Here is a 14,766-nt window from a genome sequence, read left to right as displayed (position 1 = left end):
TTTGAAAAATTGAGGACATCCAATGCGCATTTCCCTCCCATTTCGCCTGATCGCTGCCGCCGGCGCGCTGGGCCTGGCCCTGCAGGCTAACGCCGACAGTTTCGTTTCCTCGGCATCGAGCGCCGGCTCCGCGTCCAGCGGCAGCATTTCCGATTCGCTGAACGGTTCGAGCAACAGCTCGAGTGGCGACAAGCGCAAGGTCGCCGACGGCGAGTACCGCATCATCCAGATCGCCGCCACGCCGGACCGCGCCGACCGCACCCGCGTCACGATGCAGGCCAACGATCCGCAGCAGCGCGTGGTGCTGGACCTGCCGCAGGTCACCTTCGACAAGCAAGGCCTGGCCGTCGGCGATGCGATGTATGCACAGAACCGCGCCTACGGCATCGAGTTCGGTCGCGGCGATACGCACCAGCCGTTCTACCTGGTGCTGGCCGACGAGTGGTACGGCGAGCTGGCTTCGCGTCCGGTCTCTCTTTGAAGCCAGTCCGCGCGCTGGCGCTGGCGGCGCTGACCTGCGCGGCGCTGGGCGCGGCGGGGGCGGCGCAGGCTGGCGGTTCGTCGGGGGCGTCGCGCTTCTGCGACCGCGGCCAGCCGCTGACCGCCGCCGAACAAGACCGCCTGCTGCGTTTTGCCGCCGTGCTGCGCGAGGAGTTGGCGGACGTCGGCGACGGCGTGGCGCTGGTCAGCCGCTCCGGCCTGGACTTGTCGCGCTTCGATATCCGCTACTCGCATGCCGCGCTGGCATGGCGTTCGGAGGCCGGCGTCTGGTCCGCGCGCCAGCTGTACTATGCCTGCGATGAAAGCCGTCCCCGCATCTTCGACCAGGGCCTGGCCGGCTTCGCGCTCGGCACCGACGACCCGGCGCTGGGTTACCTCTCCATCGTGCGCCTGCCGGCCGAGGCGATCGCGCCGCTGCGGCCCGCGCTGCTCGACGGCCCGCGCGTGCAGCATCTGCTGGCGGCCAAATACAGCGCCAGCGCCTACGCATTCAGCGTGCGCTACCAGAACTGCAATCAGTGGGTGATGGAGATGCTGGCTGCCGGCTGGGGCGATCTGCCCGACGGCGACGATTTGCGCGAACGCGCCCAGGCCTGGCTGCGCGATGAGCGCTATACGCCGCAACCGGTGCAAGTGGGCTCGCGTTTTTTGATGCTGGCGTCGCACTTCGTGCCGCTGCTGCATCTGGACGACCATCCGGACGAGGACCGCTCGGCGATGCAGCTGCGCGTCAGCCTGCCCTCGACGGTGGAGGCATTCGTGCATCAGCGCTATCCGGCCAGCACGCGCGTGGAGCTGTGCCACGACGATGAGCAGGTCGTCATCCATCGCGGCTGGACGCCCATCGCCGCTGGCTGCAAGCCGGGCGAGGGCGACCAGGTGGTGTCACTGCGAGATTAAGCGATCTCGGTGATCAGGTTCGGGCGCGAACGGCGCACCTTTTTCAGGTTGACCAGCCAGTCGCCTTCCGGCTGGCGGTAGCCGATCGGCAGCATCACCACGCTGCGCAGCTTGCGCTCTTTCAGCGACAGGATCTCGTCGACGGCGGCCGGATCGAAGCCTTCCATCGGCGTGGCGTCGACGCCTTCAAACGCGGCGGCCACCATCGCCACGCCCAGCGCGATGTAGGCCTGGCGCGCGGCGGCGTCGAAGTTGGCCTGCTCGGTGCGCGCGGCCACGATGCCCAGCAACTGCTTGCGATAGGCTTCCCAGCCTTCGTTGATGAAGCCGCGCTGCTCGTTGGTCAGGTCGAACATCATGTTGACGCGGTCGGCGGTGATGTTGTCCCATGCCGCGAACACCAGCAGGTGCGAGCTTTCGCTGATCTGCGCCTGGTTCCAACCCACCGCCTGGATCTTGGCGCGGATGTCCGGGTTAGTGATGACGAAGACTTCGAACGGCTGCAGGCCGCTGGAGGTCGGCGCCAGGCGGATCGCTTCCAGGATGTGTTCCAGTTTTTCGTCGGTCACCTTCTTGGCGGGATCGAACTTCTTGGTGGCGTAGCGCCAGTTAAGCTTGTCAATTACATCGGTCATGTGTGAACTCCAGTGATAAATCGTTAACGCGCCCCCAGCCAGCAAGCTCTGGAGTACCGATCTATAATAAGTTTCAAGCTAACTTGAGAGTCAAGGCAAAAATGAAAATAGGTGAACTGGCCCGTAAAACCGGGCTGACTCCGTCCGCGATCCGGTTTTATGAGGAGCAGGGTTTGCTGTCGCCGATCTCGCGCACCGCCAGCGGTTACCGCGAGTACGCCAGCAATGCCACCGAGCGGCTGTATATGATCCAGGCGTCGAAGCGCTTGGGCTTCTCGCTCGATATCATCCGTGGCATGTTCACGGAAAGCGGGCAATGTTCGAAAACGAAGACGCTGGCGCTGACGGAGATCCGCCTGCGCGAGATCGAGGAGCAGCAGGCCACGCTGGCGCAGCAGCGCAGCGACCTGCTGGCGCTGCGCGTGCTGCTGGAGGACGACAGCGTCAGCTCGCCGTGCCGGAAGAACTTCGCGGTGAACTGAGCGACATCGCCAGCGCGTCGTCCAGCCGGTCGTTCCCCCAGAACATGGCGTCGCCGACCAGGAAGGTGGGCGCGCCGAAGATGTGGCGGGTCTTGGCCTGTTCGGTGCGTTCGCGCAGCCTGGCCTTGTTCTCGTCGGTCTGCGCGGCGTGCAGGATGGCTGCGGCGTCTTGGCCCAGGGCGGTCAATATCTCCGCCATGCATTGCTCGCTGCCGATGTCGCGGTCCTCGGCGAAGTTGGCCAGCATGGTGCGTTCGCAGAAATCGGTCATCCACGGCCGCTCTTCGCACAGGATGCCGATGCGCGCGGCCAGCAGCGAGTTGCGCGGGAAGGTGGACGGCTGCCGCCATGGCAGGCCGTATTTGGCGCACTGGCGCGGCATGTCCTGCCACACGTAGGCGCCTTTGTCCTTTTGCAGCACGAAGGGCGAGTTGTTCCAGCCAGCGTCCTTGAAGATGGGACCGAGCAGGAAGGGGCGCCACACCAGGCCCTCCGGCGCCAGTTGGCGGATGCGCATCACGCTCAGGTAGCTATAGTTGCTGGCGAAGTCGAACCAGAATTCCATTTTCATTTTTTATCTCCCTTGATAAATCAGCAAGCAGCGGATTTCGATGCTTTCCCTTGGCGGCGCATCCGGCGGTGCGTCGGCGTGCTCGAACGCGGCGTGCGGCGTGTAGCGGGCCACCGGGCCGGGTGCGGAATCGAACTGCTTGAACACAAGTACCTCGTCGCGCGTCATCGCCGGGAAGTAGGACCATGCGTGATCCGTATTGTGCACCGCCTGGTAGATTTCGCCATTCCGCTCGGGATAAAAAATGTCGCTGGCCACCAGGTCGGCCGGCGTGGCGCTGCGGGCGTCGCACACGGCCAGCGGTGCGTCGAGCACCGGATGGCGGATCGGGCGCCACAGGTTGACGATGCTGTAGCGCTGGACCTGCGCGGTGTCCCCTTGCAGCTCAAGCTCCAGCCGGCGGTGCGCCGATGCGGGCGTGAAGTCGCAATGCACGCGGCCGGCCGCGCCGGGACGTTGGCCTTCGATGCGGCCGAACGCCTGCGGCGCGCCGGGCATGCGCTTGCGTACCAGGTGGTCGAACACGAAGGCCTGGCTGGCGCCGGTGAGCGCCAAGGCCAGTTCCGCCACTTCGGGATAGTAGAGCCGCACGACTTGCTCCTTGTCGGTGAAGTCGCGTACGGCGCTGGGGGCTGAGCGCAGCAGATAGCCTTCGCGGTCCAGCGACAGGTGCGTGTCGGCGCGGGCGTCGCGTATCGTCACGGGCACGTGCTGGTAGCTGGCGTTCTGCCATGGCTGGCCGTCGGGTGGCGGGTACATGTAGGTGTATGGACGCTCCTGTGTCGGGCACAGATACTCCAGCGTGGTGGTGGTTGTGTATGTCATCGCGTTCTCCCTGAAAGCTCCATTGAATCCGATCGCCGTGCCGCGCTCAAACGATATATCCGGCGGTTTCACATTCCCATTTCGCATGCGTGATACATTCATGGAATGGCTAATCGTCTTCTGGATCTTCCCCCGCTGGACTTGCTGCGCAGTCTGGTCGCAGTCGGGCGGCGCATGAGTATCACGCTCGCCGCGCAGGACATGTGCGTGACGCAGTCGGCGCTCAGCCGCCAGATACAGGCGCTGGAGGCTACGCTCGGCTATCGCGTGCTGGTGCGCGGCCATCGCTCCATCGAATTCACCGCCGAGGGGCGGCGGCTGTTCCGCCACGCCGACGCGATGCTGGAGCAGCTGGGTGAAGTGGTGGCCAGCCTGCGGCCCGGCGATGCGCGGCAGGCGGTGACCATCAGTGCGAGTATCGGCGTGACGGCCTTGTGGATACTGCCTCGCTTGAACGCCTTCCAGCAGGCCGCGCCGCAGGTCGATGTGCGTGTGGCGGCCAGCAACCGCTTCGTCGACCTGGAGCGCGAGCAGGTGGATTTATCGCTGCGCTATTGCCGGCCGCAGGATGCGCCGGAGGGTGCGCTGCGTTTGTTCGACGAGTCGCTTGTGCCGGTGGCGCATCCGGCGTTGGCGGTGTCGGCGATCGAGGATGCGGCGCAGTTGCGCAAGCAGGTGCTGCTGGAGTTTGACGATGTATCGCGCCCGTGGTTGCAATGGCCCGCATGGTTGCGCGGCGCCGGTGTGGGGCGCACCAGGCCGAAGGGCGTGCTGCGCTTCAATCAATATGACCAGGTGGTGCAGGCGGCGTTGGCGGGGCAGGGCGTGGCGCTGGGCCGGCTGGAACTGGTGCGGCCCTTGCTTGAGCAGGGCAAGCTGGCGCTGGCCAGCGCGCTGCCGGCAACCGCCAGCGATTATGCGTACTGGCTGATCGCCCGCAGTGCGCTCAGCGCGGATGCGGTGGTGGTCCGGGATTGGATCGTGGAAGAGGCGGCGCGCAGTGGCGGCCCGCTCAACGCCCGTCGCGCGGCGCGGCACAAGGCGCGCGCCGGCTGAGTTATCAGGCGAAGCTCAAGCCTTCGAGCGGGAAGCCTTTGATGAATTCCGCCGCCGGCAGGCGTTTGCCGCCCGGTTTTTGCAGCTCGGTCAAACGCAGCGAGCCGCTGCCGCACGAGACCACGATGCCATGCTGCGCATCGGCGGCCAGCACCTGGCCCGCCGGCGCCTTGCTGTCGGCTTCCAGTACTTCGGCGCCCCACAGCTTGACGTTGACGCCGTTGACCGTGCCATGTGCGCCAGGGAAGGGATTGAAGGCGCGGATCTTGCGGCCGATCTCCACCGCCGATTGCGAGAAGTCCAGCGCCGCTTCTTCCTTGCTGATCTTGGCCGCGTAGCAGACGCCCGCTTCCGGCTGCGTCACTGCTTCCAGCTGGCCGTGCTTCATCTTGCGCAGCGCTTCGACGATCATCTTGCCGCCCAGGGCGGCCAGCTTGTCGTGCACCATGCCGGTGGTGTCCTGCTCGCCGATGGCGATGCGCTCGATCAGCAGCATCGGGCCGGTGTCCAGGCCTTCTTCCATCTCCATGATGGTGATGCCGGTTTCGCTGTCGCCGGCTTCGATGGCGCGGTGGATCGGCGCGGCGCCGCGCCAGCGCGGCAGCAGCGAACCGTGGATGTTCAGGCAGGGCTTGATGTCCAGCGTGGCGCGCGGCAGGATCAGGCCATAGGCCGCCACCACCATCACGTCGTACGGCGTGGACAGCAGGCGCGCATGCGCTTCCTTCGCCTGCTCGGCGCGCACCGGATCCTTGCTGTCGGTGCGCAGTGACAGCGGCTGCAGCACTTCGATGCCATGTGCCAGCGCGTACTGCTTGACGGCGGACGGCTGCAGGTGCATGCCGCGTCCCGCCGGACGGTCCGGCTGGGTCAGCACCAGCGGAATCTCGAAGCCTGCCTCGTGCAGGGCTTGCAGCGCGACTGCGGCAAATTCCGGCGTGCCGGCGAAGATGACTTTCATGCGGTTTCCCTGTCTGGCTTAGAAGCGGCGGCCGGCGGCGCGCAGCTGTGCTTCGCGCGCCATGCCGCGCTCTTCCTTGACCAGCTTGGCCTTGATGCGGTTGCGCTTCAGCGGCGACAGGTATTCGACGAAGACCTTGCCCAGCAGGTGGTCCATCTCGTGCTGGATGCAGACCGCCAGCAGGCCGTCGGCTTCCACTTCGAATGGCTGGCCCTTGACGTCCAGCGCGCGCACCTTGATCTGGGCGTGGCGTTCGACGCCGTCGTAGATGCCCGGCACCGACAGGCAGCCTTCGTCGTAGACCTGCTTCTCTTCGCTGGCCCAGATGATCTCCGGATTGATGTAGGCGACCAGCGCGTCCTTGGTTTCGGAGATGTCGATCACCACCAGCTGCTCGTGCACGTCGACCTGCGACGCGGCCAGGCCGATGCCGGGCGCTTCGTACATGGTCTCGGCCATGTCGGCCACCAGCTGTTCCAGCTTGGCGTCGAAGACGGTGACTGGCTTGGCGACTTTATGCAGGCGCGGATCGGGGTAACGCAAAATATTTAAGATGGCCATATGCTGTGACTGTGTTGATAACTATGTGAAAACTAAGTGACTGCCTTGATAACGCGCGCCGCGTCGTGGGCGCCGCCGCCGTCATTTTCCCGATCAAAAACGCAACAACCGCGCCGGCTACCGTTGCGCGGTTTCTCTTGCTAGTTCAGGGTTTTATGGGCAGAATTTGATTCAATTTAGCAAGCCTTTTCCGTCGAAGGGCGCTTCTTGCTAGCGTGTGCCTGCGCAGTTGTTTGCGCATTTACTGGATCTACTAATGAAAAATTTTAGCACAGTCGGCACCCGCTTAGTATTGGCGGCGCTTTTTTCGGGCTGGACGGCGGCCTACGCCGAGCCAATCAAATGTGAATTCCGCGCCGACGCGCCGGACCAGCATCAGGTGGTCAAGGGCGATACGCTGTGGGATATTTCCGGCCGCTTCCTGGAACGCCCGTGGTGCTGGCCCACCGTCTGGGGCATGAACCGCGAGGAAATCGCCAATCCGCACTGGATCTATCCGGGCCAGATCATCTGGTTCGACCGCGCCGCCGGCCGCCTGCGCCTGGGCAACCGGATCGACGCCAGCGACGGCAGCAACAGCGCGTCCAATCTGCGCCTGAAGCCGCAGCTGCGCACCGAGGGCCTGGGCAAGGATGCCGTGACGTCCATCCCGGCCGGCGTGATCGAACCCTTCCTGACCCAGCCGCTGATCATCGAAAACGACGAGCTGGCCGGCGCGCCGCGCGTGGTGGCCACGCAGGACGGCCATGTGTTCCTCGGCAAGGACGACAAGGCCTATGTGCGCGGCGACCTCAAGGGCGGCAGCTCGTTCCAGGTGTTCCGTCCCGGCAGCCCGCTGAAGGACCCGGTCACCAAGGCCGTCATCGGCTACGAGGCGTTCTACCTCGGCACGCTGAAATTGCAGGCCGAAGCCCGGCCCGGCAGCGGCAGCGACGTCCACACCTTCGTGGTCGCCAGCGCCAAGGAGGAGATGGGCAAGGGCGACCAGCTGCGCGCGATTCCGCCGATGCCGATGCAGAACTACGTGCCGCATCCGCCCGAGCAGAAGGTGGGCGCGCGGGTGGTGGCCATTTACGGCGGCGTCACGCACGCCGGCCAGAACCAGGTGGTCAGTATTAATCGCGGAAAGCTTGATGGACTCGACATCGGCTCCGTGCTGCAGTTGTACCATGCGGGGAAGACTGTCAGCGACACCACGGCCGCCAAGAGCTGGCTGGGCATGCGCGAACAGCAGGTCAAGCTGCCGGACGAGGAAGTGGGCAGCTTGTTTATCTTCCGCGTGTTTAAGCATATTTCCTACGGCTTGATCATGCAGGTGTCGGCGCCGGTGGAAGTGGGCGACGTCGCCAAGTCGCCGGAGTGACCCGCGCCGTGCAAGCCACGGATACCCCCAATACCCCGTCCCAGCCAGTCAGCGCCGCCGCGCTGGCCGGCTGGCTGCGTTTGCAGATGACGGATGGCGTCGGCCTGGGCAGCGCCCATCGGCTGCTGGAGCGCTTCGCCACGCCCGAGGCGGTGTTCAGCGCCGGGCGCGAGGCCTTGCTGGAGGAGGTCAAGCCCGCGCAGGCAGACGCGTTGCTGCAAGCGCCGTCCGCCGAGCTGGCGGCGCTGGTGGACGCCACGCTGGCCTGGCAGCAGCAGCCGGGCAACCTGCTGCTGAGCTACGACCATCCCGAGTATCCCGAGGCGCTGCGCCACATCGCCGCCGCACCGCTGTTGTTGTACATCAAGGGCCGGGCCGAGTTGCTGGCGCGGCCATCGCTGGCCGTGGTAGGCGCGCGCAATGCCAGCGCGCAGGGCGTGCTGAACGCGGAGCGCATGGCGCAGGCGCTGTCCGAGGCGGGGCTAACCATCGTGTCGGGCCTGGCGCTGGGCATCGACGCGGCGGCCCACACCGGCGGCTTGAACGGGCCGGGCAGCACCATTGCCGTCATCGGCACCGGGGCCGACCGCATCTATCCGGCCCGCAACAAGGCGCTGGCGCGCCGCATCGCCGAGGAGGGCTGCATCGTCAGCGAATATGCGCTGGGCACGCCGCCGTTGCGCGACAACTTCCCGCGCCGCAACCGCGTGATCAGCGGCCTGGCGAGCGGCGTGCTGGTGGTCGAGGCGGCCGCCAAGTCCGGCTCGCTGATCACGGCGAAACTGGCGGGGGAGCAGGGCAAGGAGTTGTTCGCCATTCCGGGTTCCATCCACGCCACGCTGGCCAAGGGGTGCCATAAGCTGATCCGCGAGGACGGCGCCAAGCTGGTGGAATCGGCGGCCGACATCCTGACCGACCTGGGCCGGCTGACGCCCGGCGCGCCCGGCTGCCGGCCGTTGCTGGACGACACCTTCGTCGACCGCGTGCTGGACGCGCTGGGCGAGCATCCGGCCGCGCCCGACCTGCTGGCGCTGCGGCTGAACCAGTCAGCCGCTGACTTGCAGGGGCAGCTGCTGGCGCTGGAACTGGCCGGCCTGGTCGAGCGTTTGCCGGGCGGCATGTTCCAGCGCTTGCGCGGGTAATTGCCTGAAAAAAAGGCGATCTGTGCGGCACTTGTGCGCGATCTGTTTTAGCTGATAGAGTAGAGCCATGTTCGACATCCTTGTTTATCTCTACGAGACCTACTACCGTCCCGATGCCTGCCCTGAACCGGCGGCACTGGCCAAGAAACTGTCGGCGGTCGGTTTTGACGATGTCGAGATTTCCGAGGCGCTGGTGTGGCTCAACGACCTGACCGCCATGGCCGGGGTGGAACATACGCTGACCGCCGCCTCGACCGGCACCCGTTTCTACGTGGACGAGGAGCAGGACGTGCTCGGATCGGCCGCCATCGGCTTCATCCAGTTCCTGGAGTCGGCCAAGGTGCTCACGCCGCTGCAGCGCGAAATCGTCGTCGAGCGCGCGCTGGCGCTGGAAGAGGCGCCGGTGTCGCTGGGCAAGCTCAAGGTCATCGTGCTGATGTTGCTATGGAGCCAAGGCAAGGAGCCGGACGCGTTGATGTTCGACGACCTGTTCGGTTCCGACGAAGACCAGGCGCCCCGCCTGTTGCACTAATATATAGGCGGCCGCAGGGCCGCACTTCCTCTAAAGTAACTATTTAAGCAACAATCGGTCGTGCGATACGCCGTATTGCGGCCGTATTGCGCTGTTTGCTTGCGGTGTGGCCGGCAAGGCGCTTATCATTTGCGCTTTGACAAGACTGTCACGTGCCGGCCTTGCCTTCGGCGACGCAAAAGTGCAGACTGCGACGCGATCCATGTATGATGCGCATGCTGCACCCACCCAAAGTGTTAAAAAACGAGATACAAAATATGACCAAAACCCTCATCATCGCCGAGAAGCCTTCTGTCGCGAACGACATCGCGAAGACGCTTGGCGGCTTCACCAAGCACGATGAGTACTTTGAATCCGACGAGTACGTGCTGTCCTCCGCCGTCGGTCACTTGCTGGAGATCGCCGTGCCGGAAGAGCACGACGTCAAGCGCGGCAAGTGGAGCTTTGCCCACCTGCCGATGATTCCGCCGTATTTCGCGCTGAACCCGATCGCCAAGACCGAGGCGCGCCTCAAGGTGCTCAACAAGCTCATCAAGCGTAAAGACGTCACCACCCTGATCAACGCATGTGACGCGGGCCGCGAAGGCGAGCTGATTTTCCGTTTGATCGCGCAGAACGCCAAGGCCAAGCAGCCGGTCAAGCGGCTGTGGCTGCAATCGATGACGCCGGGCGCGATCCGCGAAGGCTTCACCCATCTGCGCAGCGACGAGGACATGATGCCGCTGGCCGACGCGGCCCGCTGCCGCTCCGAGGCGGACTGGCTGATCGGCATCAACGGCACCCGCGCGATGACCGCGTTCAACTCGAAAGAGGGCGGCTTCTACCTGACCACCGTGGGCCGCGTGCAGACGCCGACGCTGTCGATCGTGGTTGAGCGTGAGGAAAAGATCAAGAAATTCGTGGCGCGCGACTTCTGGGAAGTGCGCGCCGAGTTCGTCTGCGCGGCCGGCGTCTACGAAGGCCGCTGGCTGGACACCAAGTTCAAGAAGGACGAGACCGACCCGGAGAAGCGGGCCGAGCGCCTGTGGAGCAAGGCCGCGGCCGACTCCATCGCGCTGGCTGTGCGCGGCAAGCAGGGCAACGTCACCGAGGAAGCCAAGCCGACCACGTCGATGGCGCCCGCGCTGTTCGACCTGACCAGCCTGCAGCGCGAGGCCAACTCGCGCTTCGGCTTCTCGGCCAAGAACACGCTGGGCCTGGCGCAGGCGCTGTACGAGAAGCACAAGGTGCTGACCTATCCGCGTACCGATTCGCGCCACCTGCCGGAAGACTACATGCCGACCGTGATGCAGGCGCTGGAAGTGGTCAAGGACAATCCCAACTACCACCAGTTCGCCAAGCAGATCCTGGACAAGAAGTGGGTCAAGCCGAACAAGCGCATCTTCGACAACACCAAGATCTCGGATCACTTCGCGATCATCCCGACCACCATCGCGCCGAAGAACTTGTCCGAGCCGGAACAGAAGCTGTACGACCTGGTCACGCGCCGCTTCATGGCCGTGTTCTTCCCGCCCGCCGAGTTCCAGGTCACCACCCGCTACACCGAAGTGGCCGGCCATCAGTTCAAGACTGAAGGCAAGGTCATGACCAATCCGGGCTGGCTGGCGATCTACGGCAAGGAAGCCTCGTCGGACGACGACAAGGAAGGCAACGCCAACGGCAACCTGGTGCCCGTGGCCAAGGGCGAGAAGGTGCTGACCGACACGGTCAACGCCAACGGCCTGGTCACCAAGCCGCCCGCACGCTACACGGAAGCGACGCTGCTGTCGGCCATGGAAGGCGCGGGCAAGCTGGTCGAGGACGACGAGCTGCGCGACGCGATGGCCGGCAAGGGCCTGGGCACGCCGGCAACGCGCGCCGCCACCATTGAAGGTCTGCTGACCGAACGCTACCTGCTGCGCGAAGGCCGCGAACTGATGCCGACCGCGAAAGCGTTCCAGCTGATGACGCTGCTGCGTGGCCTGGGCGTGAACGAATTGACCGCGCCGGAGCTGACCGGCGAGTGGGAATACAAGCTGTCGCAAATGGAGAAGGGCAAGATCTCGCGTGAAGAGTTCATGCGTGAGATCGCCCAGATGACGCAGGTGATCGTCAAGCGCGCCAAGGAATACGACAACGATACGATCCCGGGCGATTACCACACCCTGCACACGCCGTGCCCGAACTGCGGCAGCGTGGTCAAGGAAAACTATCGCCGCTTCGCCTGCACCAAGTGCGATTTCTCGATGAGCAAAACGCCGGGCAGCCGCCAGTTTGAGATCGAGGAAGTCGAGCAGTTGCTGAAGGACCGGACCATCGGCCCGCTGCAAGGGTTCCGCTCGAAGATGGGACGTCCGTTCGCGGCCATCCTGCGCATCGTGCGCGATGAAGAGATCAAGAACTTCAAGCTGGAGTTCGACTTCGGCCAGAACGACGATTCGGAAGATGCGGAACCGGTCGACTTCACCGGCCAGACCGCCTTGGGTCCTTGCCCGAAGTGCGCCGGTGGCGTGTACGAGATGGGCCTGGCGTATGTTTGCGAAAACAGCGTCGCCAAGCCGAAGACGTGCGACTTCCGCAGCGGCCGCATCATCCTGCAACAGGAGATCCTGCCGGAGCAGATGGCCAAGCTGCTCAACGAAGGCAAGACCGATCTGCTGCCGGGCTTTGTTTCGCAGCGTACCCGTCGTCCGTTCAAGGCTTTCCTGACCAAGGGCAAGGATGGCAAGATCAGCTTCGAGTTCGAAGAGCGCAAGGCCAAAGCGCCCGCCAAGGGCAAAGCGGCCGCGGTAGCGGACGAGGGCGCGGACGGTGCGGCGGAAGGCGCGGCGCCAGCGAAGAAGGCTCCGGCCAAGAAGGCCGCAGCGGCGAAGGCTCCGGCCAAAGCGGCCGCAGTCAAGAAGCCGGCCGCCAAGAAAGCGCCTGCAAAGAAAGCGGCGCCTAAAAAAGCTGCCGCCACCGCTGAGTAATTTTTAGCGGCACCAACAAAAACGGGACCTTGATGGTCCCGTTTTTTTTTGCCGCGCCGGACCTTTTGATTGCAACGATGGCGTTTGCGCCACAGTCCAAACTGCGCATATCAATTCTCGCGACGCTATGTTAATGCGCAGGGGGGTATCGCCCCGCATTTGGTCACTGGATGCCGATGGCGCATAAAAGTGACGGTTTGACCATATTGTTTATTCCATTGGCAAGCGTTACGATTTCCGGTTGAGCTTCCGGTTACGCTGCTGCATTCGCAGTGCGGCCGGAGTACGTACGGAGAACAAATATGCAGAACATCATTCCAAAACTGACTTTCAGCGCCTTGATGGCGGTCGCTTCTTTCGCCCAGGCCAGCACCTTCATCGACACGCCAGCGTTTAGCATTTCCTATGTGGACGGTTCCAAACCTTCGCAGTGGAGTATCGGCCTGATGGACACGACAGCCGGCTCGGCCACCTTCGACCTGAACACCCTGAACCGCCAACTCAGCAACGCGTACGCCGGGCCGAACGGCACGCTGGAGAACGAGGCCAGCGCCTACCATTACAGCGTCTTCCACATCGATGTCCACGACGGCTACCGGATCAACAACCTGACGTTCTCCGGCGTGGCGAACGGGATGCACCACTCGTATTGGCAGCCCGGTGAGCAACCGGGCTTTGCCGACAACAGCCTGGACCTGCGCTGGAACGTCACCGGCGCGGAAGGCGGCAACCGTGTCCTGCTGAGCGACAAATCCCTCGATGGCGGTTACACCTTCCGCTCGGAGTTCGGTGCGGTCAACTATGGCAACTCGTTCGACGTCGCGCTGAATGGCTGGGTCTGGGCCTACGTTGTTCAGAGCGCGGACGGGAAATGGGGGCCGACATCGCAGGCAGCGGCAAGTATCCACAACACCGCGCTGACGATCGACTACGCGGAAATCAAGTCGCCGGTGCCTGAGCCGACCACCGGCGCGATGTTGCTGGGTGGCTTGGCGCTGCTGGCCTGCGTCGCCCGCCGCCGCGCCGCCAAGCAGGCCTAAAAGAGCTGGTGCAACCGCAGAGTAATCTTCAGCGGCATTAACAAAAAAATGGGACCTCGATGGTCCCGATTCTTATTGATCGCCAGGAAGCGTGCGATCGCGTGTGCGGCGTCTGCTGTGAATAATTGCCAGGATGACGATGGCATCGGTTTCCACTCGATAGATCAAGCGATAGTGAAAAACCACGCGCTGTCGTATCGCAGGGTTATTCGATTCAGGAACCACTACGCCAAGATGAGGAAATCGGTTCAGGTCGTCGGTGGCGGCCAAGATCTTTTTAACGACCTTGGATGCATTCGATGGAGAGTCCTGCGCGATCCGCTTTGCTAACGTTTCGAGATCCTCGGTCGCAGCTTCCGACCAAACTATCCTTCGAGCCATTTGGCAAGGCGCCGTTTGACATCGTCCTGAGAGAGCGTTCCCTCAGCTTTTACCAGCTCTTCGCTTTTCTCAATCTTGGCGAGTACGTAAAGATGATACTGGATGTCGTCCAATGAGCAGTCGTCTGGCAGCGACTTCAGAAGGCTGATGACGCGTTGTTTGGCGGGTGACATGGCTCGGCTCCAGAATCTGATGTCTTTGTGTGACTTTAGTATATCGCGTCGGCGCGATCTTTGATCTTGCCAAATGTCGTGGTAGCCGGAGCTAAACGCGCCAGGTTGTACCCGGTTTCATGGGCACTTCGACCAGTTGGCCCGCCTGCCATTGCAGCGCATCTTTATTGCTGAGTACGATCGCGGGTATGGACGTCGCCAGGTTGGAGGCGATGGCCGTCCATTGCTGCTGTTCGCATTGATAGACGGTGATCTCACAGGCGCTGGTCGGGCTGCCGCAGGCCCAGGCCATCCAGTTGTCGCTGATCAGCAGATAGGCCAGCTGATCGCTGTGCGGATCGTGCAGCCGCATGCCGTGCATGGCGCCGGTTGGTTCGCGGTACCAGTCTTCTTCGTAGCTGTTGTCGAGGCCGGTTTCGTGGACGTGGTCGGCATCGTCGAAGCGCATCCAGCCGGCGTCGAGCTCGCTGCTGATGGCGGGGTAGGCGATGGCGGGATGCCAGGTGCAGCGCTCGCCTTCCACCACGGTCTCGCCGGCGAAGCCGTTGATGCCGGTGCGGCCTACCGGAATGCGCAGGTCGATGTGGTAGCGCTCGGCCTGGAACCACAATACCTGCGTGGTCAGGTCGCTGCTGCCGTTGCTGCGCCAGATGCCGCTGCGGCGCCACAAGCCTACGTATTCTGCTGGAACCATG

The 14,766-nt window shown here is 63.9% G+C and carries 17 protein-coding genes; 9 read left to right on the top strand and 8 right to left on the bottom strand.

What is annotated here, in order from left to right:
- The first annotated feature begins 22 nt into the window (after nucleotides 1-22).
- Nucleotides 23-481 (top strand): hypothetical protein, encoded by a 459-nt coding sequence (locus GTP90_RS12880; protein WP_161083923.1) that lies wholly within the window; start codon nucleotides 23-25, stop codon nucleotides 479-481.
- Entirely contained in the window at nucleotides 478-1,401 is a 924-nt protein-coding gene (locus GTP90_RS12875) for a DUF2145 domain-containing protein (RefSeq protein WP_161083922.1), read from the top strand. The genes GTP90_RS12880 and GTP90_RS12875 overlap by 4 nt, the downstream gene beginning before the upstream one ends.
- Here GTP90_RS12875 and GTP90_RS12870 read toward each other — a convergent pair.
- Complete coding sequence (locus tag GTP90_RS12870) at nucleotides 1,398-2,036, bottom strand: NAD(P)H-dependent oxidoreductase (protein WP_161083921.1); 639 nt, start codon at nucleotides 2,034-2,036, stop codon at nucleotides 1,398-1,400. The genes GTP90_RS12875 and GTP90_RS12870 overlap by 4 nt on opposite strands.
- 101 nt (nucleotides 2,037-2,137) lie before the next feature.
- On the opposite strand from GTP90_RS12870, the gene GTP90_RS12865 reads away from it, so the two are divergent.
- The gene (locus tag GTP90_RS12865; RefSeq protein ID WP_161083920.1) at nucleotides 2,138-2,518 is read left to right on the top strand and encodes a MerR family transcriptional regulator; all 381 of its coding nucleotides are present in this window, start codon (nucleotides 2,138-2,140) and stop codon (nucleotides 2,516-2,518) included.
- Here GTP90_RS12865 and GTP90_RS12860 read toward each other — a convergent pair.
- Together GTP90_RS12860 and GTP90_RS12855 are read right to left on the bottom strand one after the other, a co-directional pair.
- Nucleotides 2,481-3,089, bottom strand: a complete 609-nt coding sequence (locus GTP90_RS12860; RefSeq protein ID WP_175048073.1) for a 2-hydroxychromene-2-carboxylate isomerase — start codon at nucleotides 3,087-3,089, stop codon at nucleotides 2,481-2,483. The genes GTP90_RS12865 and GTP90_RS12860 overlap by 38 nt on opposite strands.
- A 3-nt stretch (nucleotides 3,090-3,092) precedes the next feature.
- On the bottom strand, nucleotides 3,093-3,914 hold the full coding sequence (locus GTP90_RS12855; RefSeq protein ID WP_161083919.1) for a CmcJ/NvfI family oxidoreductase: 822 nt from the start codon (nucleotides 3,912-3,914) through the stop codon (nucleotides 3,093-3,095).
- A gap of 105 nt (nucleotides 3,915-4,019) precedes the next feature.
- On the opposite strand from GTP90_RS12855, the gene GTP90_RS12850 reads away from it, so the two are divergent.
- Complete coding sequence (locus GTP90_RS12850; protein WP_161083918.1) at nucleotides 4,020-4,970, top strand: LysR substrate-binding domain-containing protein; 951 nt, start codon at nucleotides 4,020-4,022, stop codon at nucleotides 4,968-4,970.
- 4 nt (nucleotides 4,971-4,974) lie between these two features.
- Here the strand turns inward: GTP90_RS12850 and fmt are convergent, their stop codons facing one another.
- Both fmt and def read right to left on the bottom strand, forming a co-directional pair.
- Nucleotides 4,975-5,931 carry a methionyl-tRNA formyltransferase gene (fmt, locus tag GTP90_RS12845; RefSeq protein WP_161083917.1) on the bottom strand — a complete coding sequence of 319 codons (957 nt, stop codon included), beginning with the start codon at nucleotides 5,929-5,931 and terminating at the stop codon, nucleotides 4,975-4,977.
- Between the two features lie 18 nt (nucleotides 5,932-5,949).
- Nucleotides 5,950-6,492, bottom strand: coding sequence for a peptide deformylase (def, locus tag GTP90_RS12840; RefSeq protein WP_117012862.1), 543 nt, complete (start codon nucleotides 6,490-6,492; stop codon nucleotides 5,950-5,952).
- A 256-nt stretch (nucleotides 6,493-6,748) separates the two neighbouring features.
- On the opposite strand from def, the gene GTP90_RS12835 reads away from it, so the two are divergent.
- The 5 genes from GTP90_RS12835 (at nucleotide 6,749) to GTP90_RS12815 (ending at nucleotide 13,517) form a co-directional block, all read left to right on the top strand.
- A complete protein-coding gene (locus tag GTP90_RS12835; RefSeq protein ID WP_161083916.1) occupies nucleotides 6,749-7,855 on the top strand; it encodes a LysM peptidoglycan-binding domain-containing protein in 1,107 nt (368 codons plus the stop codon).
- A gap of 8 nt (nucleotides 7,856-7,863) precedes the next feature.
- On the top strand, nucleotides 7,864-8,997 hold the full coding sequence (gene dprA, locus GTP90_RS12830) for a DNA-processing protein DprA (protein WP_371875049.1): 1,134 nt from the start codon (nucleotides 7,864-7,866) through the stop codon (nucleotides 8,995-8,997).
- Nucleotides 8,998-9,064: 67 nt separating this feature from the next.
- Complete coding sequence (locus GTP90_RS12825) at nucleotides 9,065-9,529, top strand: Smg family protein (RefSeq protein ID WP_161083914.1); 465 nt, start codon at nucleotides 9,065-9,067, stop codon at nucleotides 9,527-9,529.
- A 257-nt stretch (nucleotides 9,530-9,786) separates the two neighbouring features.
- Nucleotides 9,787-12,477 carry a DNA topoisomerase III gene (locus GTP90_RS12820; RefSeq protein WP_161083913.1) on the top strand — a complete coding sequence of 897 codons (2,691 nt, stop codon included), beginning with the start codon at nucleotides 9,787-9,789 and terminating at the stop codon, nucleotides 12,475-12,477.
- Between the two features lie 302 nt (nucleotides 12,478-12,779).
- The gene (locus GTP90_RS12815) at nucleotides 12,780-13,517 is read left to right on the top strand and encodes a PEP-CTERM sorting domain-containing protein (protein ID WP_161083912.1); all 738 of its coding nucleotides are present in this window, start codon (nucleotides 12,780-12,782) and stop codon (nucleotides 13,515-13,517) included.
- 72 nt (nucleotides 13,518-13,589) lie between these two features.
- On the opposite strand, the gene GTP90_RS12810 is transcribed toward GTP90_RS12815, so the two are convergent.
- From GTP90_RS12810 to GTP90_RS12800, 3 genes are all read right to left on the bottom strand, one after another.
- Entirely contained in the window at nucleotides 13,590-13,898 is a 309-nt protein-coding gene (locus GTP90_RS12810; RefSeq protein ID WP_161083911.1) for a type II toxin-antitoxin system RelE/ParE family toxin, read from the bottom strand.
- Nucleotides 13,883-14,071, bottom strand: a complete 189-nt coding sequence (locus tag GTP90_RS12805) for a hypothetical protein (protein ID WP_161083910.1) — start codon at nucleotides 14,069-14,071, stop codon at nucleotides 13,883-13,885. The genes GTP90_RS12810 and GTP90_RS12805 overlap by 16 nt, the downstream gene beginning before the upstream one ends.
- A gap of 91 nt (nucleotides 14,072-14,162) precedes the next feature.
- A complete protein-coding gene (locus tag GTP90_RS12800; RefSeq protein ID WP_161083909.1) occupies nucleotides 14,163-14,765 on the bottom strand; it encodes a hypothetical protein in 603 nt (200 codons plus the stop codon).
- Nucleotide 14,766: the final 1 nt, after the last annotated feature.

Origin of the sequence: Duganella vulcania, from assembly GCF_009857655.1 — a bacterium.
GTDB classification, from domain to species: Bacteria; Pseudomonadota; Gammaproteobacteria; order Burkholderiales; family Burkholderiaceae_D; genus Rugamonas; species Rugamonas vulcania.
This window is presented reverse-complemented; position numbering and strand designations above follow the sequence as displayed.